The following is a 22,646-nucleotide window of genomic DNA, read 5'->3' on the forward strand; positions in this document are numbered from 1 at the left end:
AATAAGCGAGACAATAATAAAATAGAGGATTTTGGCTCATACCAAACTTTGTTTCTAATAGAGTTTTTTTACTTTGAAATCGCCTATTCTTCTTATACTAACTATTAAACGAACACTTAAAAAAAACTCTCGATATTATGATATCAAACATGTAAAACTTGTCCTAAGCTCCAAGTTAATATCTTTGGTTTTCTGTTAAGATGTTTATTGCAAAAGGCTAAGAATTTTGCTTTTAAAGATACGTTACAATGTTTTTAGCAATTGCTCAACCTCAGTAATCGTTTGACGGAATAATTTTCGGTTGGGCTTTGTCATATGTTGTGCTTCATTACTGATATCCTTTAAGATTTCTTTACCAGCTTCTCGTCTATCGTTTTCGAGATAAAATTTAGCTAATTCCAAGCGTTCGTTGTAGTTAGAATAAGGTCTGTCGATGGCTTTCAGTTCTCTTTCTGCTAACTCTAAATCGCCTTTTTCTCTTAAAGCAAGCCCATAGCAGAATTGCTGTTTTGAACCTTTAAATTCAGGTTTATCTTTAATTTCATTAGCATGAGAAATGACTTTATTAAAATCATTCATTTGAAAATAGCATAACACCAACTGCTGATGTGCGTACAAGGCATTTTGAGATTTGTCTTTTAGCGTAATTTCGTAATTTGAAATGGCATTCTGATAGGCTTTAATCTCGAAATACGCATCTGCCAAATCCATACGGTTAGCATAAGTATCTGCAAATTCAATTTTCTTTTCAAGATCTTTTATTTTCTTGGTCGGATTAACAATAGATGTGATTTCTTTTTGAATAGTGTTCACATCATTATTGGTTAAAACCTGTGTAATAATATAAAATATAGCACCTGCTATAGGAATAAAGAAAATCACAAAGAACCAGTAATAGGGTTTGTGATTTTTATAAATATGATAAAGGCAAAATACCTGAAGGGCAATGAGTAAGTAGTAATGCATCGATTAATATTGATACATAAATATAGAAACTATCTCACAAAAACCAATTCCTTATCTGAAGATAATTCTTCACTAAACCCATAATTATCATAGTTAAAGCCTTTGATATCGTCTATGGTTTTAGCATCCGTATCAATTATGTAGCGTGTCATTAAACCACGAGCTAACTTGGCGAAAATGGCTATGGTTTTATATTTGCCGTTTTTGAATTCTTTAAAATTAACGTGGATTACTGGCACTTTTAAAGCTTTTGTGTCAATGGCTTTAAAATATTCGTTACTCGCTAAGTTTAAGAATAGCTCGTCATCTTCTAACTCGTCATTTAAAGCTTGAGTGACTTTTTTACGCCAAAACTCATAAAGGTTTTTGTTTTTACCCACAGGAAATTTTGTTCCCATTTCTAATCGGTAAGGCTGAATTAAATCTAGTGGTTTTAGAATACCGTACAATCCTGAAATGATTCTCACCGTATCTTCAACTTTATCCGACTTTTTAGTATCTATGGAATACGCATCCAAACCACGATAGACATCACCGTTAAATGCATAAATGGCAGGTCTAGCATTATCTGGCGTGAATGGTAACGACCACTCTTGGTTACGCTCGTAATTAAGCTGCCCCAAATTATCAGAAATATGCATCAGCTCAGATAAAGCTTTAGGCGACTTCTTTTTAAGTAATTTATTAATGCGCTCTGCCTCAGCCAAGAAACAACTTTCAGTAGTTTTTGGTGTTGGTAGTTTACTTTCGAAATCTAAAGACTTAGCTGGTGATAATACGAGTTTCATATTGCAAATTTTTCAATATCAAATTTACAATCTATTACTGCTAATTTGAAAACTTTGCTAGAAGATTTTTTGATAGGTGTATAAGTCCTTTCTATAGACTTACTAATCTTTAGCGTGCTTAGCGTAGTGTCTCCATTTTTCGATACACTGCTGCATATCGTCTGGGATATCGGTAGAAAAACGCATAAATTCTCCTGTGGTAGGATGCTCAAAACCTAAAGTTTTGGCATGTAGGGCTTGCCTTGGTAATACTTTAAACGCATTATCTACAAACTGTTTGTATTTGGTAAATGTGGTCCCTTTTAAAACCAAATCGCCGCCATAGCGCTCATCGTTAAAAAGTGTATGCCCTATATGTTTCATGTGCACACGGATTTGGTGCGTACGACCTGTTTCTAGTTTACAACTAACCAAAGTGACATATCCCAAACGCTCAATGACCTTATAATGTGTTACGGCTGGCTTACCCTTATCAGCCTCATCTCCTTCGAAAACGGTATTCTGCAATCTATTTTTTGGATGTCGACCAATGTTGCCTTCTATTGTGCCTTCGTCTTCTTTTACATTTCCCCAAACAATCGCTACGTATTCGCGTTCTGATGTTTTTTCAGCAAACTGATTAGACAAATGATTCATAGCGTTTTCGGTCTTTGCAACTACTAATAATCCGCTTGTATCTTTATCTATACGATGCACCAATCCCGGACGGTCACTTGAGTTTTTGGGTAAGTTTTCAAAATGAAAAATAAGGGCATTAATCAACGTGCCCGAGTAATTTCCGTGACCTGGATGCACCACCATTCCTGCGGGTTTATTGACCACTAATAAATCGTCGTCTTCATAAATAATGTCAATGTCGATATCTTCGCCTACAAGCAACTGCTCATGTGGTGGATGTTCAAACTTCACCCGTATAACATCATTTGGCTTAACCTTGTAATTAGATTTTACAGGTGTATCGTTAACAAAGATACTTCCATCTTTTGCCGCAGCTTGAATCTTGTTACGCGTAGCGTTCTCAACAAAATTCATTAAATATTTATCTATACGAAGTGGCTGTTGCCCTTTTTCTACAACAAACTTATAATGCTCGTAAAGTTCGTCATTAGGCGGAAGTTCTGGTGTGGTATCCATGGCTTAATTAGAAGCGCGTTTACCATTACCTAAAACTAAGTCTATCGTTGATGTTAACGGTAACTTGTCTCCGATAGAAATGTTTTTTCCTTTATGCTTTATGCCTAAAACGACATCTTTACCGATATTATCTATATACGTTTTTTCGCCAACTTTGAATCCAAGCGCCTCTAAAGTAGGTTTGGCTTGTCTGTAGGTTTTTCTTAGAATATCTGGAACACCTACTTTTCTATATCCAGAAGGATTGAGGGTTAAATATATTTTGCGATTCTCTTTAACTTTTGCTCCTGCAACTGGGTCTTGCTCTATTACAGAAAATTTTGGATAATTGGGATTAAAGTTAGACGAATCTTGTACTTGCATTACTAAATCGTTATCATCTAGTTCTATTTTTACAGTTTCTAAGGACTTCCCTTTTAAGTCTGGCACTGTAACGAATTCGCCATTATTAGTGGTGACGTCAAGCCATTTTAAAAGTAAAAAGCAAAATACAACGATGGCAACGACAGCCAAAGCCAATTGCTTAAAAAATACTTTACTTGTTAAAAATTTGATGATACTCATACGATAAAAAATTGTTCACAAAACTAATGAAAATACAGGTGTTTTGAATTATTGAAATTTACTTTTTATATACGCTAATAAATTACAAATCGATTTTTAGCGATAAAATAAAAATAGTAATACATTTACATAACTACAATTTCAAAAGGTTAGTATGTTGAAAAACATTGCAATTATAATGGGTGGCTACTCGAGTGAATATGAGATTTCGCTAAAAAGTGGTGCTGTGGTTTACGAAACTCTAGACCGTAATAAATATGTGCCCTATTCTATTCATATCTTTAAGAACAAATGGGTTTATGTTGACGAAAACGGCAATGAAACCCCAATAAATAAAGATGATTTTTCAGTGTCAATTGACAATAAAAAAATCACTTTTGATTGTGTTTTTAACGCCATACATGGTTCACCAGGTGAAGATGGTTTTATGCAAGGTTATTTTGAATTGTTAGGTATTCGACATACAAGTTGTAGTATGTACCAAGCCGCATTAACGTTTAATAAACGTGATTTGCTAGCTACATTAAAACCTTTTGGAATTAAGACGGCTGAAAGCTATTACCTCAACCTTGGAGATACCATTGATGAAGATGCTATTGTTGCAAAAGTAGGTTTGCCATGTTTTGTAAAGGCTAATAAAGCCGGAAGTAGCTTTGGTATTTCTAAAGTGTATAAAAAAGAAGATTTAAAAACTGCTATTGAACTGTCTTTTAAAGAAGACGATGAGATTATTATTGAGCAGTTTTTAGATGGTGTTGAAGTCTCTGTTGGTGTAATTTCGTATAAAGGTGAAACCATAGTTTTACCAATTACAGAAATCGTTTCTGAAAACGATTTTTTCGATTACCAAGCCAAATATGAAGGTAAATCTCAGGAAATAACACCAGCACGAATTTCAAAAGATTACGAAGAAAAAGTCCGAAGAGAAGCCAAAAAAATATACGAGTTACTGAAAATGAAAGGCTTCAGCCGAAGCGAATTTATTTTTAAAGATGGCGAGCCTTATTTGCTAGAAATGAATACCGTTCCTGGTCTTACCAAAGAAAGCATTTTGCCGCAACAGGCAGCTGCAGCAGGAATTACTTTAGAAGAATTATTTGATAACGCTATAAAAGAAGCAATGAAAAAATAATTTTTATATTTAAATCCTATTAACTAACCAATCAATAATTTCCATGATTTTTTACGGAACAAATGCGTCTAGATTAAAAGACGGTAGACTTAGTAATGTAACATGTCCTAACTGCAACAAACAAACATCTATGACTTATAGCGTATTTGGCAAGTATGCTTATCTGTACTGGATTCCTGTATTTCCTTTAGGCAAAACCAATGTATTAGAATGTGACAACTGTAAACGAACATATAAGCTAAAGGAATTACCCAGTCAAATACAACAAAAGTTTGAACTCGAGAAACACAGAGGTATACCTTTAAAACACTTTGCAGGTTCTGCTATACTTGTAGCCCTTTTTGCGTGGATATTTTATGCCAATGCCAAAGACAAAGAAAATGAAGCTATTTATATAAAATCTCCTCAGGTTGGTGATGTCTATCATACTTCTGGTTCTAATTCTGGTTTTTATTCTACTGCAAAAGTTACTGCCATAGAGGCCGATAGTATTTTCGTGATTTTTAATGACTATGAAGTCGATAAAAAATCTGGTATAAAGGATATTGATAAATCTTCAAATTATAAAATAGAGAATACAGAAGGTTTTAAATTAGAAGAAATACAAAAGTTATACGCAGATGAAGTCATTTTTAAAATTGATAGAGACTAATAATTTACAGTATCTTTATGTAATTTTAAAGTGATTCTGGCTTTTTAGATAACAACTATGAAACGTGCACTATTTCCTGGGTCTTTTGATCCTATAACAAACGGCCACTATGACATCATTAAACGAGGTATAAAACTATTTGATGAAGTTGTGGTTTCTATAGGTATCAATGCCGAAAAAAAATATATGTTCTCTCTTGAAGAACGTAAAGCGTTTATCGAAAAAGCTTTTGAGAATCACCCAAAAGTTAAAGTCACTACTTACGAAGGTTTAACTGTAGATTATTGTAAGGAAATCGATGCTAAATTTATTCTTCGTGGGCTAAGAAACCCAGCAGATTTTGAGTTTGAAAAAGCCATAGCGCACACCAACAGAAAGTTATCAAAAATTGAAACTGTCTTTTTATTAACAGCCGCTAAGACCTCTTATATATCCTCATCTATAGTACGAGACGTTATAAGAAATAATGGCGACTATACTTTACTTGTTCCTGAAAGTGTAAGAGTTAAATAAGGTTGTTTCGCCTTGCCTTTTGCACCGCTTCCAACTTATTATGCACTTGTAGTTTGCGGTAAATATTCTCTATATGTTTACGTATTGTACCTGTTGACAAGATTAAATTCTCTGCGATTTTAGTGTAACTCAAGCCTTTGCCCAATTGTTCTAAAACATCTATTTCGCGGTTTGTGAGTTTAATTTCTTCTTGTTCCGAAATGTTTTCTATAGAACTAGGGTTTCGTAAAAGTTTTAAGGTTTTTAAAGCAATTGACGGATTCATAGCTGCGCCACCATTTAGAGTCTCAATAATTCCCGAATGTAAATCGCCTGCATTAATTTCTTTTAGCAAATAGCCATCTGCTCCTGCTTTAATAGCATTAAATATATTTTCGTCGTTATCAAAAACTGTAAGCATTATTATTTTTATCTGTGGATACTTCTGCTTTATGACTTGTGTTGCTTCAATACCATTCATGTTTGGCATTTCAATGTCCATTAAAATAAGGTCGATGTTTGAGTTATCTTTAAGCTTATCGATTATTTCTTGGCCATTTAGACCCGTAAATCGGACCTCTAAATCATCAAAAAATGAGAGCTTTTCTTTAACTGCTGAGATTAAAAAAGAGTTATCATCTGCTATGGCCAATCGCGTTTTCATAATTATTTATTTAAAATTAAAGAAATTTGAGTACCATTTGCAGGAGCTGACTTTATAGTTAGATTGGCATTAATTTCTTCAGCACGTTTTTTCATATTGCTTAGTCCATTGCCATCTGTGGTCTTCTTGACATCAAAACCGTTTCCGTTATCTAAAATTTTAAGTTTCAAATTTGAATTCTCTTCAAAAAATTCTACTCTAATTTCAGAGGCTTTAGCGTATTTTAGGCTATTATTTATGGCTTCTTGAATAACGCGATAAATATTCATGCCTTCAACAGATGTAAATGATTTTGAAGTATCAACCGAATTATCAACTGTAAATGAAAACGCAATATCAGCATCCGAAAGATTGGCTTTATCAATAAAATTTGAAATTCTAATTTGTAAATCTTCAAAAGAAATTCTGTCTTTATTCATTGCCCAAATGGTGTCACGTAGCTCACGAATTGTACTTGAAGCAAAACTACTAATGGTTTCTAATTTGCTGTTCAATTTTTTGTCATCAATATTAAAACCGTACTTAAGATTATCTATTGATGAAATAATAAATGTAAGTTGCGCGCCAATATTATCATGCAAATCTCTTGAAATTCGTAAGCGTTGTTCCTGTAATTTATTTTGAGTTTCAATTTTTACCAAAGCGTCTCGGAGTTGGTTTTCTTTTTCGAGTTGCTGGTTTTTAAGACGTTGCTGGTTATAAAACAAATAGCCCAAAATACCCAAAATTAAAGCTAATGCTAATGCACCATAAATCTGGTAGTTTCGTTTTTGTATAACGACTTCATTCTCAGCAATTTTTGCACGTTGCTCAAGGATTTGGCGTTCTTTCTTTTCTGTTTCGTATTTAACTTCAAAATCTGCCATAGATTTTGCCATTTCATTTGAAAATATAGAGTCTTTTAATTGAACATAAAGCTTTTTCTGAGAGCGTGCAATATTATAATTTTGTAAGCGAAAATTAGTTTCGGCACTGTTTAAATAAAAATCTGATACTGAATTTTCTAAACTCGGGTATTGTTTTAATAATTCTAATGCTTTTTTTATATAAATCATAGCCTTTTTTGGCTCGTTGCGTCCGTTATATAAATCTGTAATATTATTATAAACTGAAAAAAGTGTTTTATCAGAACCTTCTGTTTTTGGACGATTTATAATTTCGAGATATGTTTTTAAAGCTAAATCACTTTTATCTTGAAGGTTGTAAACATTTGCTAAATTTTCTAGCAACCTATAATATTCAAGTAGGTTGGTTTCTGCTTTTGCAAGTGCAACACCTTTCTTGTAGGCTTCTTCTGCTTCGTCAAGTCTATTAATTTCTTTTAGGTTGATTCCTATATTATTATAAGAGGCGATTTGTGCATTTTTCATATTAAATTCTTGTCGAATTTTTAGCGCACGACTGTGATATTCTAAAGCTTTTTCATTTAAACCCATTTCTTGATAAATCAAGCCAATGTTGTTTAGGGAAGATGCAGAAGATTTTCTATTACCTTTAGCATCATCCATCTTTAACGATTCAAAAAAATAATTTAATGCTGTTTGAAAGTCACCTGAATTCCAATTAGCCATTCCTAAATTATTAACGCAGCGAGCAGCCACATCTTCAAAACCAAAATCTTGACTCAGCTTTAATGCTTTCTTGAAGTATAGTTTTGCAGAATCAGATTTTCCAGTAACATCGAAATAAATTCCCTGAGTATTTGTAAGAATTGTAAGACCGTAATTTTCGTTTTTTTCTTGAGCTATAGTCTTACCTTCCTTTATAATTTTTATAGCATTATCTGGATTGCTAAAAATAGATTTAAAAGCGATGGCATTGTATTTAAATAGTTTTGTAGAATCATTCTTTATCTTTTTAGCCTCTTGGTAAAGACTATCTAAATTCTGTGAAACCACTAATAGCGGCAAAGTCAACGCTAAAAAAAGCAGTATCTTTTTCATATTGAAATTGTTAGGAATTCTCATAAAAATAAATGAAACTATTGACTTTACCATATCCTTTTTTTTAAAACAAATTGAAGCACATCTTCCCCCAAAGATGTGCCCAATCTCAAGTTTAACTAACAAACTAAACTACTTTTTTAGAACTACTTATATTTTTCAAACAAGTACTCTAATTGCTCATCCATAAAAGTTTTACCAGATAAATAAAGTGCTTCAGCAAATTTTTCGCCGTTGACCTCAACAAATTTAGCATTTGAGGATATGGTGCTATTCCATTCCGTAACTCTGTACAAATTACCAACGTCGTAAGTTTTTGCAATCTCTCCTTTATTTTCGGACTCAACTTTAACGTTATCTAAAACACCGTTAATATAGATTGGCTTCTTTAGATAACCTTTCCAAGTCACTTTTTTCATTCCGCTACCTTGGGCTACTGTAAAATCATTTGGTATGGTAAAATATTCTTCAGCGCCTTTAAAACGTAAACCTTTTTTCTTTGGGGCAGAGACATCTTTAGAGCCTAGAGCCAAATTTGTTTCAATCTTAGCATTAGCACCAGCCAAACCTTTTAACCAACTGCCACCTGTTTTACTCCAAGTTAAGGCCAAATTAACATCGATAACAATCGCATCATCTAGTTGTTTTGACAACATATTGGTGTTTTTTGCCAATTTGCCGAGTCCTTTCATGCCGGGAAACAATCCGTTTTTATTACTTTTTTTACCCGATGCATTTTTTTCTGATGTAAAACCTCTAAAATCTGTCGGTACAATTTCTAACATACCTGGATTAGCACTTTCCCTAACTATTGGCCCATTAAATTCTTTAGATTTATTATGATAATCTGTGTTTTTTGCAACAGCGGCATCTAAAATCTCAAAACCATTAGTTTTAAGTTCGTTTATAAATTCTGAATATAACTTGTCTGTTTCTTGTTGGAGCAAATTAGTATCTACACCTTTTAACCCTAATGCTGCAGAGGCTTTTGCTTCTGCTCTACCTTTTCCTCTAAACTCCCGCTTAGCTTTATAGTCTACATCTTCGCGATAGACTTCAACCATAACGTTAAAACTATTAATGTACACTTTTTTTGGAGCGTTTTTTTTAGGTTTGATACCAAAGTTATCGAAATTTACTTTGTATTCTCCCAATGTTTGAGCCTTTAAACTTGTTGCTACTAAGACTAAAGCTAAGGCAATTAAAATGTGTTTTGTCTGTTTCATGATATAAAGTTTTGATATCACAAATTTGAAAAAGAAATATGCGTAAGACTATACGACAAACTGCGTATAATTGATTTAATATTCTATTCTGAAAAAAGCAGTAATTGTCGACGAAGTGTACTTTTATCTACTTTACCGTCGTGAAGTTTGTTAACTAAATAATCTAAAACATGAGAATTTTCTCTTATAGCAACCAGAAGAAAATCGACAACAAAACGAAGTAGAATCAATAAAATGGCGGCAAAAATTGGCGCGCCTGAAAGCATCATAAAAAAACTACCAATTATAACTACAAATTGCTGAATGAAAATACGTAGATAAGGTTTAAACATCACTTCGTTTGCTGTAAATTGATGGAATTTTTCAATTTTTAAAAAGTCGAAATAAAACTTAAGCAATTGACTAACAGTTAAAACTAATAGCATTAACAACATGCCTTCTAATTGAAGTAGTGCATTAAAATTATCTATTAAGTTAAAAGGCTCTTTAATAAAACCATTGCCTGAAATTGAAAAAATCGCAAAGAGAAATATAGATTGAATTGCTACAAAGCCACCATAGTGAACCACGAAAAATGGGATTAAAAACCAAATGCTATCGTTTTTCTCATTGTCTTCAATATACGTATTTCTACATAAATACATTTTGAAGATATTGAACACACCAATAATTATAGTCTCTAAAAAATAACCAAATAATACAGCGTGCGCTTCAATTTTATCAATTGCTACCAAAAAGATGATAAACAGCAAATTGACCCAAGCGTAACTGTTTGCTTTGTTTGGTATAAAAACACTTTTTAGCATTGTATAAAATTATACAATAGCCTAAATTTTTAACTACGTAAAATATCGTAAATTTTAAAATTGAATTTGAGGATGTGCTTTTTGTAATTCTTTTATTTTAGATTGAAGCTTTTTGAGAAACTTTTTTTGCGCGTCAGAATTAGGATTAAAAGGCCTATGTGCTAATCCTTTTTGGATGGCATCAACTTCGTCCATTATAGCTTTAGAATTCTGATGTACCCAAACCGAAGTAAACTTTTCCCAGATGTAATCTATTGCCAATTGATTTGGATGCAACATATCGTCTTTGTAAAATCGGTAATCGCGGAGTTCGTCCATTACAATTTCGTAAGATGGAAAGTAGCTGAGACTTCTCGACTCCGCTCGAAGTGACAGCAGTTGATGTATTGCTGTAATTAAATGCGATTTGCTCAAGGTATTTTCTACAAAACCGTCCTTAATATGCCGTACGGGAGATACCGTAAAAATAAAGTTGGCATTTGGGTTTATAGATTTTACTAAACTTATACTGGCCTCTAAACTTTCTGTAATAGTATCAACTGAAAGCAACTCTTTTAAGAATTTCTTTTGAGGGACTTTATGGCAATTGGCAACAATTTGGTCAGTTTCAATATGTCTGTAAACCCATGAGGTTCCTAAAGTGATAATGATATGAGATGCTTCTTTTAAGAAGTTATGAGTCTGACTCATATTCTCATTTAACTGAGCTAATAATTCTTCTTTTGAAGGATTGCTTAATCGCGAATGAGCATCAAAACAATGCCATTGCTCGTTATTAAAAAAGATATCCTGCTCCGTATATTCTTTTTGGTTTATGGTATTAGTGATTAGTTTTTCTATCGCCAAAGGCTGAAACAAAATACCAAACGGATTCTGCAAGGATTGAAATTTGAAATACTGAAACTTCTCCCCAATATTTTCAGAAAAACAAGACCCCAACAACAACACTTTTGAGCTATAATCAATTTGATTAAAACGCTGTGGTTGTAATGGGATTTTGGTTTGAAGATTCATTATAAATCTATTCGATATAAGATTTTGCTGCATCTAGAGCTGCAACAATACCTGCAGGATTTTTACCTCCTGCGGTAGCAAAAAATGGCTGACCGCCACCGCCACCTTGGATGTGCTTACCTAATTCTCTAACAATGTTTCCTGCATTTAAATCTTTGGCTGCTACTAGCTCTTTTGAGATGTAACAAGATAAGATGGCTTTCCCGTTTGCTTCACTACCAAACAAGAGAAATAAATTATCCATATTACTTCCCAAATCGAAACACAAGTCTTTTATACCTGCAGCATCTAAATCCACTTTCTTTGCTAAAAACTGAATACCATTAACTTCGGTGATTTCATTTTTGAGTTCGCCTTTAAGGTTTTTAGCTTTGTCTTTTAATAAGGCTTCAATCTGTTTCTTAAGACTAGCATTTTCATCTTGAAGTGATTGTGCGGCTTTTACTGGCTCGTTTGAGTTTTTCAAAACACTTTTAATAGACTCAAACTGCTTTTCTACAGCTTCAAAATAATCGCCAACAGCTACATTTGTAATCGCTTCTATACGGCGTATGCCTGCCGCAATAGCACTTTCAGATTTAATCTTAAAATACCAGATATCACCGGTATTTCGCACATGCGTACCTCCACAGAGTTCCATGGATTGCCCAAATTTTATAGCACGAACACTATCGCCATATTTTTCCCCGAAAAGCGCAATTGCACCTTTATCTAATGCTTGTTGCATTGGAATATTGCGATACTCTTCTAATTCTAGATTTTCTCTAATTCTGGCATTCACAAAATCTTCGATGTCTTGCAATTGGTCTGCATCTACTTTAGAAAAATGAGAAAAATCGAAACGTAAAGACGCTGGTTTTACCAATGACCCTTTCTGCTCAACATGCGTACCGAGAATAGTTCTTAAAGCCTGATGTAATAAGTGTGTTGCCGTATGATTACTTGCCGATAAACGTCTATGCTCATCGCTAACCACAGCCTTAAAAGTATCATCTAAATCTGATGGTAAATTTTTGGTTATATGGATAATTACGTTGTTTTCCTTTTTGGTATCGGTAATGTAAACAACATCGCCATTAGGTACTTCTATGTAACCTTTATCACCTACTTGTCCGCCACCTTCCGGATAAAAAGGCGTCATATTAAACACCAATTGGTAATGCTCGCCATCTTTCTTTGAGGTCACTTTTCTATACCTCGTGAGCTTTACATCTGCTGTTAATGTATCGTAACCAATAAATTCTTCCGTATCGTCTTCTTTAAGGATGACCCAATCAGAGGTTTCTGATGCAGAGGCCGCGCGCGAGCGGTCTTTTTGTTTCTGCATTTCGGTATTAAAACCTTCCTCATTAACACTGTAGCCCTTTTCGCGAGCAATTAATTGGGTTAAATCTAATGGGAAACCATACGTATCATAAAGTTCAAAGGCCTTTGCGCCGTCAATCGTCTTATCTTTTGAATCATCTATAACTTTATCTAATAGCAATAAGCCTTGGTCTAACGTCCTTAAGAACGAGTTTTCCTCTTCCTTAATGACGTTTTCAATCAAACGCTCTTGAGACTTCAATTCTGGAAAAGCATCTCCCATTTGGTTACTCAATGTCTCTGTTAACTTATAAATAAAAGGTTCTTTCTGATTTAAAAATGTGAATCCGTAGCGAATAGCACGCCTTAAAATTCGTCTTATCACATATCCAGCACCTGTATTACTAGGTAATTGTCCGTCCGCTATTGAAAAAGCGACTGCTCTAACATGGTCTGAAATAACTCGGATAGCAATATCTACTTTTTCGTCTTTTCCATATGATGAATTTGTTATCGTTTCAATCTCGCGAATAATTGGTGTGAACACATCTGTATCGTAGTTAGATTGTACACCTTGAAGCACCATGCATAAACGCTCAAAGCCCATACCGGTATCGATATGCTTATTTGGTAATACTTCTAAACTGCCATTGGCTTTACGGTTGTATTGCATAAATACCAAGTTCCAGATTTCTACAACCTGAGGATGGTCCATATTTACCAAAGTTTTACCATCTACTTTTGCTTTTTCCTCAGCCGAACGGATATCAACATGTATCTCACTACAAGGACCACAAGGACCTTGGTCGCCCATTTCCCAAAAATTGTCTTTTTTGTTTCCTTTTAAGATACGGTCTTCAGAAATGTATTGTTTCCAAATGTCATAAGCTTCGGTGTCCATTTTTAGGTTATCAGTATCATCGCTACCTTCAAAAACAGTAACATAAAGCATGTCTTTATCTATACCATGAGCTTCTGTCAATAATTCCCAAGCCCAAGCTATGGCTTCTTTCTTAAAATAATCACCAAAACTCCAGTTACCCAACATTTCAAAAAGCGTATGATGATAGGTATCGTAACCAACCTCTTCTAAATCGTTGTGCTTACCCGAAACTCTTAAACATTTTTGGGTATCTGCAATTCTATTTTTCTTTGGTTCCGAATTCCCCAAAAAATACTCTTTAAAAGGTGCCATGCCAGAATTAACAAACATCAATGTTGGGTCATTTTTAACCACCATCGGCGCCGAAGGAACAATAAGATGGTCTTTCTTTTTGAAAAAATCTAAAAAGGTATTTCGGATGTCTTTAGAGGTCATGCTTGTATATTTTTATCGCCTAAAATTTAATCTAATTTGAAGCGTTATCCCTTTAGGCCGATAACCTTTCAAATAGCTTTAGTACGAAAGTATTTTTATATTTGTATATTGTTCTAGTTCGGCACAAAAATAGAACATTTTAAGATATGGCTAAAGTAAAATACTATTACGATCCAGAAACACTTTCGTATAGAGTTATTCGTCGGAAAAAACGAAGAACTTTAAAGTATATCGCTGCCTTTTTATTGGCTTCTGCCCTATTTGGTTTCTTTATGGTTGTTGCTGGTAGCTACTTTTTTGAATCGCCTAAAGAACGTGAATTAAGTCGCGAATTAGAGAACATGCAATTGCAATACGATTTATTAAACAAGCGCATGGACGATGCTATTGCAGTGCTGGAAAATATTGAAGAGCGTGATAATGCTATCTACAGACATTATTTTGAGGCAAACCCAATCCCAGAAGAGCAACGTCGTGCAGGTTTTGGAGGTATTAATCGATATAAAAAGTTCGAAGGCTTTGACAATTCTAAATTAATTAAAGAAAGTAACAAGCGTTTAGATATACTTGAAAAAGCGATTGTTGTTCAGTCTAAATCTCTTGATGAGATTGCCATACTCGCCAAAGACAAAGAGAAATTATTAGAAGCTATACCAGCCATACAACCAGTTAATAATGATGACTTAACCCGTATGGCATCTGGTTACGGTTACAGAACAGACCCCTTTACTAAGGTCCGTAAGTTTCATTACGGTATGGACTTTACAGCACCCCGAGGCACGCCCGTTTATGCTTCTGGTGACGGCATAGTAAAACGTGCGGACAACAGTTCATCTGGTTACGGAAAGCATATACGCATAGACCATGGCTACGGCTATGTATCCTTGTACGCGCACTTATACAAGTACAACGTTCGTATTAATCAGCGTGTCAAGCGAGGTGACCTTATTGGTTTTGTAGGTAGTACAGGACGCTCTGAAGCACCACATTTACATTACGAGATATTTAAGGATGGTGAGCGAATTAATCCAATTAACTTCTACTACGGAAATCTATCTGCTTCAGAATTTAGTGAGTTATTACAAAAAGCATCTTTAGAAAACCAATCCTTAGACTAGACTATGCATATTGATTTACCAGAAAAACGGTATTATGGTATTGGCGAGGTGGCAAAAGCGTTCAACGTCAACACATCACTAATTCGTTTTTGGGAAAAAGAGTTCGACGTACTAAAGCCAAAAAAAAATGCAAAGGGTAACCGAAAATTTACCCCAGATGATATTAAAAATCTTAAATTTATTTATCATTTAGTAAAAGAACGCGGATTTACGCTAGAAGGCGCAAAAATTCATATTAAAGAAGAGAAAAAAGAAGCGCTAAGTAATTTCGAAATCATCTCTAAATTAGAAGGCATAAAAGCCAAGCTTATTAAAATAAAATCACAACTTTAAAACCAATCAATATGAAAAAATGGATAGTACCAATAGTTCTTATTTTGCTTGTCGCACTTTGGGCAATGAACGTAAATAACAAAGCTGTTAGTTTAGAAGAGACAGTTACCAAATCTTGGGCTAATGTAGAAAGTAGTTATCAAAGACGTAATGACCTTATCGGGAATTTAGTAAAAACGGTACAAGGCGCTGCTGACTTTGAAAAGAGTACGCTAGAAGCTGTAATAAATGCTCGAGCAAAAGCAACATCTGTGACAATAGACCCGAGTAATATTACTCCAGAACAATTGGCAAAATTTAATCAAGCACAGAGCGGATTGGCAGGTGCATTAAAAAGTTTGTTAGTAACAGTAGAGCGTTATCCTGAATTGAAGGCAAATCAAAATTTTCTTGAATTACAAAGTCAACTTGAAGGTACCGAAAATAGAATTAATGTAGCTAGAGATCGTTTTAACGAAGCTGTAGAACCCTATAATAAGTATGTACGCACTATGCCAACTAAATTTGTTGCAAATATACTAGGGTTTGACGAGAAAGGTTACTACAAAGCTGATGCAGGAAGCGAAAACGCACCTGACATAGAGTTTGATTTTAAATAGACGATTGAAATGTCCAATCTTGAAAACTTCCTAACAGCGTCTGAAGAAGAAGCTGTTATTAATGCCATTCGTGAGGCAGAGAAAAACACCTCTGGCGAGATACGGGTGCACATTGAGCAGAATTGCGATACTAATGTTTACGAGCACGCAATGGAGGTTTTTCATTACTTAAAAATGGACAATACCAAGGCGCAAAATGGTGTTTTAATCTACGTTGCTGTAGATAAAAAAGCATTTGTTATCTATGGTGATAAAGGCATAAATGATGTGGTTGGAAAAGATTTCTGGAACACTACCCGAGATACTATTGCTAACCATTTTAAAAGTGGAAAATTCGCTCAAGGCTTAATAGAAGGGATACAAATGGCAGGCAAAGAATTATCCGACCACTTCCCGTGGTATCATGGAAATACTAACGAACTCGATAATAGCATTTCTAAAGGATGAATATAGTTATGAAGTTGGAAGTTGGAAGTTGGAAATTTTTATTCACGGTATTTGTTTTAATATTCGGTTTTAAAATTGCTGAAGCACAATACGAGATTCCAGATGTGCCGAAGTTTCAAACTAGTGTTTATGATTATGTAAATCTGCTCTCACCTGTAGAAAAGACAAATCTTGAAGAAAAACTCGTTAAATATTCCGATACCACCTCAACGCAAATTGTAGTTATTACCATTCCATCTACCCAAGGCGAAAATATTAATTACTTAGGTGCCCAATGGGGTGAGAAATGGGGTATTGGACAAAAAGATAAAGACAATGGTGTCCTTATTCTTCTTGCAAAAAACGACCGAAGAATAGCTATAAATACAGGATATGGGGTTGAGCATCTCCTGACAGACGCTCTGAGCAGACGTATTGTAGAGCGTGACATTATTCCCTACTTTAAGCGTAACGATTATGCTGGCGGACTTAACCGCGGTGTAGATGCTATCTTCGAAGTACTTACAGGAGAATACAAAGGCACAAGAAAGGCATCGTCTAGTGGCGCATTTCCTTTTGTGTTTTTCTTTATTCTGTTCTTATTTTTTGTCATTTTTATCATTGTTCTCGCCAATATTAAAAATAAAGGCGGTGGAACTAATGGTGGTGGCAATTATCGCTCAGGTGGTGATAGCCTTTTAGAAGCTATAATACTTAGTAATATGGGACGTGGCAGCTACAAACGCGGTTCATCTTCTGGTGGCTTCGGTGGTTTCGGCGGAAGTTCTGGAGGATTTGGCGGTGGCTTCGGTGGCGGTGGCTTTGGCGGTGGCGGTGCTTCTGGTGGTTGGTAATACCATTAGCGATTGACTTAACGCTTTAAAGCAAAATGTTTTGTAAAACGCCGTCCATCTTGTAGGGAAACGGAAAACCAATAGTCGTCTGAAGGCATATCTCTTCCATTGTATCGACCATCCCAAAAAGGATTCTGGGCGGATAAAACCGTTAATAATTTGCCATGACGATTAAATATTTGGACAGTTGAATTAGCTAAAAACTCTTCGTTAAACCCATCTATAGTCCAAAAGTCGTTATTGGCGTCTCCGTTAGGCGTAAAAAACTTTGGAAAACCAATTACTGGAAATGATTCTGAAACTACACCGCACCCATTTTTATCTCTTACAAATACGGTTTGGATACCCGAATTTACGTTTTCAAATATATTAGAATCTTGATAAGGTCCATTCTCTGAAATTAGCGAAAACTCGTAATCTCCTTCGCCAGAAACTTCTACAGTTACGGTGTTATTTTCAACAGCATCAATAACATCTATACTATCAAATTCTGCTATGCTAGACGGTACGACTTCGATGTTTCTTCTATTTGTACAACCATCTACTTCCGTTACATCAACCCAATAACTACCTGGTTCGTTAACTTGAATTTGAATGGTCGTTTCTCCGTTAGACCAGTTGTAATAAAAATTGTTTGGGATATCGTTTACTATACCGCTATCGAGAATAATTTTAGATGGAAATGTGTCTAAACAATAAGTAACTATTTCGTCTGGTAATAATTCTGGCAAAGGATTTACAATTAAATTAACTTCGTTTATGCCTAAACACGCTATACCATCGGTTATTCTTACAAAAATTGTTTGATTTTCTGGTGTTGTATTGGTGTAATTAATCGCTAAAGGATTATCATTAAGCAAAGCATCATCAAAGCTTTCGAAATAGGTAACTTGAGCTGTTGGTGGTAAACCCATTAATATTTCATCGTTCAATAATGCTAAATCAAAGTCAGTTAAACCGTCTTCCTCCTCATCATCGCAAACGTCCAGTTCATAAATTTCATTAGAAGGCAAGGCAACACTTAAGGTAACTTCGGCAACAGACAAACATCCCGTAGATTGATTTAATACTCTCGCATACACGATTTGATTGTTAACTTGATTTATATAACTTAAAGCATTTATGGGTGTTGTTAGTGCAGAGTCTTCAAAATACTCAACAACGTTTGTTGTACTTCCATTGGCAATAAGACCGCTAAAAGCATTTAACTCGAAAACAGAAATACCATCTGCAGAGGCATCATCACATTGCTGAATATTAATATCATTAGCATCTGGTAAAGGATTAATAGTTACAGTTATAGTCTCTACCAATTCTTCGGAACAACCAGAGAAGCTACCTGAAACAAAAAAGGTTGTTGTATTAGAAAGTACGGTTGTATAAGTTTCACCAGAGTTAACAGTATTTGTTAATCCTGCATCAGAATACCAAATTACGTCATCGGTATTGGTAATTACAGATAGTGTTATTTGCTCCAGCTCACAGGCTTGACTATTCATCGCCTCTAATCTTGGCATTCTTAAAGTTGTGGATGCTGATAGATTAATGTCAGGGTCTCCCGGCAAACCACCAAACTCAACAAGATACCCTTGAGGATGATACGGATTACTAGGGTCAGGATTTCCTGTGGGTTCTAAATCGTTCCAAGAGCCAGGCAAACCAATACCAGGCGCAGTAATGTGTGCATAATCTTCATCTCCAAGGTTATTAGGTTCGTTGTTATTCCAAAAAGAAAACTCGCCATTTACCGGTGTTCCTGTAACACCACCTTGCCAAAATTGCGTCCCTGCTTCTGGTCCAGTCACCCATCTCCATTGTCCTTCTACAGCTTCATCCGATGCTCCAATCCAGCCTGTACCAGCGCTTTGTTCTCCTGCTAATTGAGATTCCTCTTCGGTCGTCAGCGTAGCTAAATACCCTTGCAGTCCAAAATAGGTTTGAGATGCGGCGGCAGCTCGGGCATTTTGCCATGTTATTCCTGGACTAGACACGTAAAAATAATAATGTTGGGTTGAGGGTAAATAATTGGCATTACCCAAATTAATAGAAAAGCGCCTATCCGAAGTAAAAACGGTTTGTGTCGTAGAAAACTCTACAGCCAATATCGCAGCTTCGAACTCCGCGAAAGTTGCTGGGCCAGCCATAACTAAACGTCCTTCATCAATTCTGAACGTCCACGTTATATTTGGATGTGAACCAGTGAGTGCTAGGACATCTGCATTTTGCACGTAGCCTTCAGAAATCTGTATTGATATTTCATCTAGAGTTGTATCAGCAACATCAGAGTCTGTAATACTAACACTCGTAACAATAGAAATAGGTGTATTATTGCAATAATCTTGATTGCCAATGGCAGTTATCTCTGGCGGAGAATTCTGTGCCTTAAGAATAAGGCAAACAAACATAAATAGAAAGCCGAGTAGATATTTTAATTTTATCATAGCCTCGTAAAAATACTACTTTTTACGCATGTAAACACTTACAGGTACACCATGAAAATCGAATTTTTCTCTTAGCTTATTTTCTAAATATCTTTTATAAGGCTCTTTTACGTATTGTGGCAGATTACAGAAAAATGCAAATTGCGGTTGCGGCGTTGGCAATTGCATGATATATTTAATCTTCACAAACTTGCCTTTGTAAGCTGGAGGCGGATAATTCTCTATGATTGGCAATAAAGTATCGTTTAAAACACTTGTCTTAATTCGCTTAGTTCTGTTTTTATAAACCTCGACAGCAGTTTCTATAGCCTTGTAAATTCGCTGCTTATTCAATACCGAAATAAAAACGATAGGTACGTCGGTAAATGGCTCTATTTGCTTGCGAATATAAGTTTCAAACTCTTTTGCTGTTCTAGTATCTTTCTCAACTAAATCCCACTTATTAACCAAAATCACAATCCCTTTTCGATTGCGCTCTGCCAACCAAAAAATATTTTGTACTTGACCATCGAAGCCACGAGTGGCATCTAACACTAAAAGACATACATCGGAATGCTCGATTGCTCTAACGCTTCGCATTACTGAATAAAACTCTAAATCTTCTTTTACTTTAGACTTTCGGCGGATACCCGCAGTATCTACCAAGTTAAATTCAAAACCAAAACGGTTGTATTTAGTATCAATAGAATCGCGCGTTGTACCAGCTATGTCTGTAACAATGTATCGGTCTTCACCAATCAACGCATTTATAAATGATGATTTTCCAGCATTAGGGCGACCAACCACTGCAAAACGCGGTAACTCTTCTTTTTCTTCTTCCTCTTCTTTTTCTGGTAATGCTTCAACTAAAGCATCTAATAAATCGCCTGTACCACTTCCGTTTATACTAGCAATTGTATAATAGTCGCCTAATCCTAAAGAATAAAATTCTACAGCATCTTCGGCACGTTTGTTATTGTCTACTTTATTTACTGCTAGAAAAACTGGTTTTTCAACTTTACGGAGTAGTTGTGCCACATCTTCATCCATTCCTGTTACACCAGACTCAACATCGACCATAAAAATGATGGCATCTGCTTCATCAATAGCCAATTCTACTTGTTTGTCGATTTCGGCTTCAAAAATATCATCACTACCTACAACGTAACCTCCTGTATCAATAAGAGAAAACTCCTTACCGTTCCAATCACTTTTTCCGTAATGTCTATCTCGTGTTACACCGCTGACGGCATCTACGATGGCTTCTCTGCGTTGTATTAATCTATTGAAGAATGTTGATTTCCCTACATTAGGACGCCCAACAATGGCTACTATATTACTCATAATGAACTAATTTACTCTGCGTTACGTATCCCGTAAGCGGGTGCAAAGATAACATTATATATTTAAGAAAATGTTTAATTTAGAAGCTGTTATACAACTACGATGGCTTTATCTAATGAAATAGTCTTACGTCCGCGTTTTAAATTTGATGTGGAAGCTACTAATGAAAAACTTTTGATTGGTTTTGAAAATCAAAAAACCAAGCAATCGGACTTTGTCGTTACCCGATTAGATGACCATGTCTTTATACGTTTTCCTAAACAAGACCAACACTATTGGTCTCCACAATTGCACTTAGAAATAAATGAAAAAGACAAAACACATGCTACCATTTATGGGCTATTTGGCCCAAACCCTACAATTTGGACTATGTTTATGTTTCTTCATTTTGTAGTTGCCGGATTGTTTATTGCTTCTGGTATTTGGGCCTATACAAATATAAATCTAGGTGAGTCTTACGCTATTCCACTATTCTTAACACTAGTTATGGTCGTTGTTTGGTTTGCTTTATATTTTATTGGCCGAATGGGAAAGGCCAAAGGGAAGCCAGATATGTACAAACTACATGCCTTCATGAGAGATACGTTACGCTCCGAAGGTATTCACTCTGTTTAAAACATACTATTTTTGATTATAACCAAAACGTCTTAGTTGTTGCTGGTTGCTGCGCCAATTTTTATTAACCTTTACATACAGCTCTAAATGCACTTGCTTACCAAAGAATTGCTCTAAATCTTTTCGTGCTTCCATGCCTACACGCTTTAAAGCTGACCCTTTATGTCCAATGATAATACCTTTCTGAGTTTCACGTTCTACCATAATTACAGAACGAATTCTTATAATTTCTTCTTCTTCAAAAAATTCTTCTGTATCGACCTCAACAGCATAAGGAATTTCTTTTTTGTAATGCAAAAGGATTTTTTCTCTAATGGCTTCGTTAACAAAAAAGCGTTCTGGTTTATCGGTCAATTGATCTTTTGGATAAAATGCTGGCGATTCTGGTAAAAGTTCAACTATTCTATCAAAAACATTCTGCACATTAAATCCGTTTAATGCAGAAATTGGATAAAACTCTGCATTTGGCACTTTCTCTTGCCAAAGTTGTGCTTGTTCTTCGAGTTGCTCTTGATTTGAATTATCAATTTTATTGAGTAGCAGTAAAACCGGAATTTTAGAATTGGTAATTTTTTTGAAAAACGCCTCATCTTTCAATTCTTTTTCCCCAATCTCAACCATATAAATTAATATATCTGCATCTTCAAAGGCCGATTTTACAAAGTCCATCATCGAAGACTGCAACTCATAAGCGGGTTTTATAATTCCTGGCGTGTCACTTAAAATCACCTGAAAATCGTCACCATTAACAATACCTAAAATACGGTGGCGTGTCGTTTGCGCTTTCGATGTAATAATGGAAAGTTTTTCCCCGATAAACGCATTCATCAAGGTCGATTTTCCCACATTAGGATTACCAATAATATTTACGAAACCTGCTTTATGCATAAATTATAATTTCTTGCAAAGTTACAATCTTTACGACGCATTAGT

General features: G+C 35.1%; 22 protein-coding genes. 9 read left to right on the forward strand and 13 right to left on the reverse strand.

Features of this window, described 5'->3' with window-relative positions:
• Positions 1–243: 243 nt before the first annotated feature.
• The 4 genes from DFQ05_RS10680 to DFQ05_RS10695 all read right to left on the reverse strand — a co-directional run bounded on the left by DFQ05_RS10680 (position 244) and on the right by DFQ05_RS10695 (position 3,452).
• A complete protein-coding gene (locus DFQ05_RS10680) occupies positions 244–966 on the reverse strand; it encodes a hypothetical protein (RefSeq protein WP_132705391.1) in 723 nt (240 codons plus the stop codon).
• Positions 967–995: 29 nt separating this feature from the next.
• Positions 996–1,754, reverse strand: coding sequence for a peroxide stress protein YaaA (gene yaaA / locus DFQ05_RS10685; protein ID WP_132705392.1), 759 nt, complete (start codon positions 1,752–1,754; stop codon positions 996–998).
• A 102-nt stretch (positions 1,755–1,856) separates the two neighbouring features.
• Positions 1,857–2,888 (reverse strand): RluA family pseudouridine synthase, encoded by a 1,032-nt coding sequence (locus tag DFQ05_RS10690; RefSeq protein WP_132705393.1) that lies wholly within the window; start codon positions 2,886–2,888, stop codon positions 1,857–1,859.
• Between the two features lie 3 nt (positions 2,889–2,891).
• A complete protein-coding gene (locus DFQ05_RS10695) occupies positions 2,892–3,452 on the reverse strand; it encodes a PASTA domain-containing protein (RefSeq protein WP_132705394.1) in 561 nt (186 codons plus the stop codon).
• A 154-nt stretch (positions 3,453–3,606) separates the two neighbouring features.
• Here DFQ05_RS10695 and DFQ05_RS10700 point away from each other — a divergent pair, with 154 nt between their 5' ends.
• Genes DFQ05_RS10700 through coaD form a run of 3 tightly spaced genes read left to right on the forward strand, consistent with a single transcriptional unit; the run spans position 3,607 to position 5,749 of the window.
• Positions 3,607–4,584 carry a D-alanine--D-alanine ligase gene (locus tag DFQ05_RS10700; protein ID WP_132705395.1) on the forward strand — a complete coding sequence of 326 codons (978 nt, stop codon included), beginning with the start codon at positions 3,607–3,609 and terminating at the stop codon, positions 4,582–4,584.
• A 43-nt stretch (positions 4,585–4,627) separates the two neighbouring features.
• A complete protein-coding gene (locus DFQ05_RS10705; RefSeq protein WP_132705396.1) occupies positions 4,628–5,236 on the forward strand; it encodes a zinc-ribbon domain-containing protein in 609 nt (202 codons plus the stop codon).
• Between the two features lie 57 nt (positions 5,237–5,293).
• Positions 5,294–5,749 (forward strand): pantetheine-phosphate adenylyltransferase, encoded by a 456-nt coding sequence (gene coaD, locus DFQ05_RS10710; RefSeq protein ID WP_132705397.1) that lies wholly within the window; start codon positions 5,294–5,296, stop codon positions 5,747–5,749.
• Here coaD and DFQ05_RS10715 read toward each other — a convergent pair.
• The 6 genes from DFQ05_RS10715 to alaS form a co-directional block, all read right to left on the reverse strand.
• Positions 5,742–6,392 (reverse strand): response regulator, encoded by a 651-nt coding sequence (locus DFQ05_RS10715; RefSeq protein ID WP_132705398.1) that lies wholly within the window; start codon positions 6,390–6,392, stop codon positions 5,742–5,744. The two genes, coaD and DFQ05_RS10715, sit on opposite strands and share 8 nt — an antisense overlap.
• Positions 6,393–6,394: 2 nt before the next feature.
• Entirely contained in the window at positions 6,395–8,335 is a 1,941-nt protein-coding gene (locus DFQ05_RS10720) for a tetratricopeptide repeat-containing sensor histidine kinase (RefSeq protein ID WP_158281911.1), read from the reverse strand.
• Between the two features lie 146 nt (positions 8,336–8,481).
• A complete protein-coding gene (locus DFQ05_RS10725; protein ID WP_132705400.1) occupies positions 8,482–9,561 on the reverse strand; it encodes a hypothetical protein in 1,080 nt (359 codons plus the stop codon).
• Between the two features lie 83 nt (positions 9,562–9,644).
• Positions 9,645–10,367, reverse strand: a complete 723-nt coding sequence (locus tag DFQ05_RS10730; RefSeq protein ID WP_132705401.1) for a DUF6498-containing protein — start codon at positions 10,365–10,367, stop codon at positions 9,645–9,647.
• Positions 10,368–10,421: 54 nt separating this feature from the next.
• Positions 10,422–11,381, reverse strand: coding sequence for a GSCFA domain-containing protein (locus tag DFQ05_RS10735; protein WP_132705402.1), 960 nt, complete (start codon positions 11,379–11,381; stop codon positions 10,422–10,424).
• Between the two features lie 7 nt (positions 11,382–11,388).
• Positions 11,389–14,004, reverse strand: a complete 2,616-nt coding sequence (gene alaS / locus DFQ05_RS10740) for an alanine--tRNA ligase (RefSeq protein ID WP_132705403.1) — start codon at positions 14,002–14,004, stop codon at positions 11,389–11,391.
• A 146-nt stretch (positions 14,005–14,150) separates the two neighbouring features.
• Between alaS and DFQ05_RS10745 the strand changes: the two genes are divergently transcribed.
• Genes DFQ05_RS10745 through DFQ05_RS10765 form a run of 5 tightly spaced genes read left to right on the forward strand, consistent with a single transcriptional unit; the run spans position 14,151 to position 17,334 of the window.
• Positions 14,151–15,122 (forward strand): M23 family metallopeptidase, encoded by a 972-nt coding sequence (locus DFQ05_RS10745; RefSeq protein ID WP_132705404.1) that lies wholly within the window; start codon positions 14,151–14,153, stop codon positions 15,120–15,122.
• A 3-nt stretch (positions 15,123–15,125) separates the two neighbouring features.
• Complete coding sequence (locus DFQ05_RS10750) at positions 15,126–15,455, forward strand: MerR family transcriptional regulator (protein WP_132705405.1); 330 nt, start codon at positions 15,126–15,128, stop codon at positions 15,453–15,455.
• Positions 15,456–15,466: 11 nt separating this feature from the next.
• A complete protein-coding gene (locus tag DFQ05_RS10755) occupies positions 15,467–16,054 on the forward strand; it encodes a LemA family protein (RefSeq protein WP_132705406.1) in 588 nt (195 codons plus the stop codon).
• A gap of 9 nt (positions 16,055–16,063) precedes the next feature.
• Positions 16,064–16,501 (forward strand): TPM domain-containing protein, encoded by a 438-nt coding sequence (locus DFQ05_RS10760; protein WP_132705407.1) that lies wholly within the window; start codon positions 16,064–16,066, stop codon positions 16,499–16,501.
• Positions 16,502–16,509: 8 nt separating this feature from the next.
• Positions 16,510–17,334 (forward strand): TPM domain-containing protein, encoded by an 825-nt coding sequence (locus DFQ05_RS10765; protein WP_132705408.1) that lies wholly within the window; start codon positions 16,510–16,512, stop codon positions 17,332–17,334.
• A 17-nt stretch (positions 17,335–17,351) separates the two neighbouring features.
• On the opposite strand, the gene DFQ05_RS10770 is transcribed toward DFQ05_RS10765, so the two are convergent.
• Together DFQ05_RS10770 and der are read right to left on the reverse strand one after the other, a co-directional pair.
• Complete coding sequence (locus DFQ05_RS10770; protein ID WP_132705409.1) at positions 17,352–19,775, reverse strand: T9SS type B sorting domain-containing protein; 2,424 nt, start codon at positions 19,773–19,775, stop codon at positions 17,352–17,354.
• A gap of 15 nt (positions 19,776–19,790) precedes the next feature.
• Complete coding sequence (der, locus tag DFQ05_RS10775; protein ID WP_132705410.1) at positions 19,791–21,098, reverse strand: ribosome biogenesis GTPase Der; 1,308 nt, start codon at positions 21,096–21,098, stop codon at positions 19,791–19,793.
• 102 nt (positions 21,099–21,200) lie between these two features.
• Here der and DFQ05_RS10780 point away from each other — a divergent pair, with 102 nt between their 5' ends.
• Positions 21,201–21,713, forward strand: a complete 513-nt coding sequence (locus tag DFQ05_RS10780; protein WP_132705411.1) for a GTP-binding protein — start codon at positions 21,201–21,203, stop codon at positions 21,711–21,713.
• Positions 21,714–21,719: 6 nt separating this feature from the next.
• On the opposite strand, the gene era is transcribed toward DFQ05_RS10780, so the two are convergent.
• On the reverse strand, positions 21,720–22,601 hold the full coding sequence (gene era / locus DFQ05_RS10785; RefSeq protein ID WP_132705412.1) for a GTPase Era: 882 nt from the start codon (positions 22,599–22,601) through the stop codon (positions 21,720–21,722).
• Positions 22,602–22,646 lie beyond the last annotated feature (45 nt).

Origin of the sequence: Winogradskyella wandonensis (assembly GCF_004346845.1) — a bacterium.
In the GTDB taxonomy this organism is placed as follows: Bacteria; Bacteroidota; Bacteroidia; order Flavobacteriales; family Flavobacteriaceae; genus Winogradskyella; species Winogradskyella wandonensis.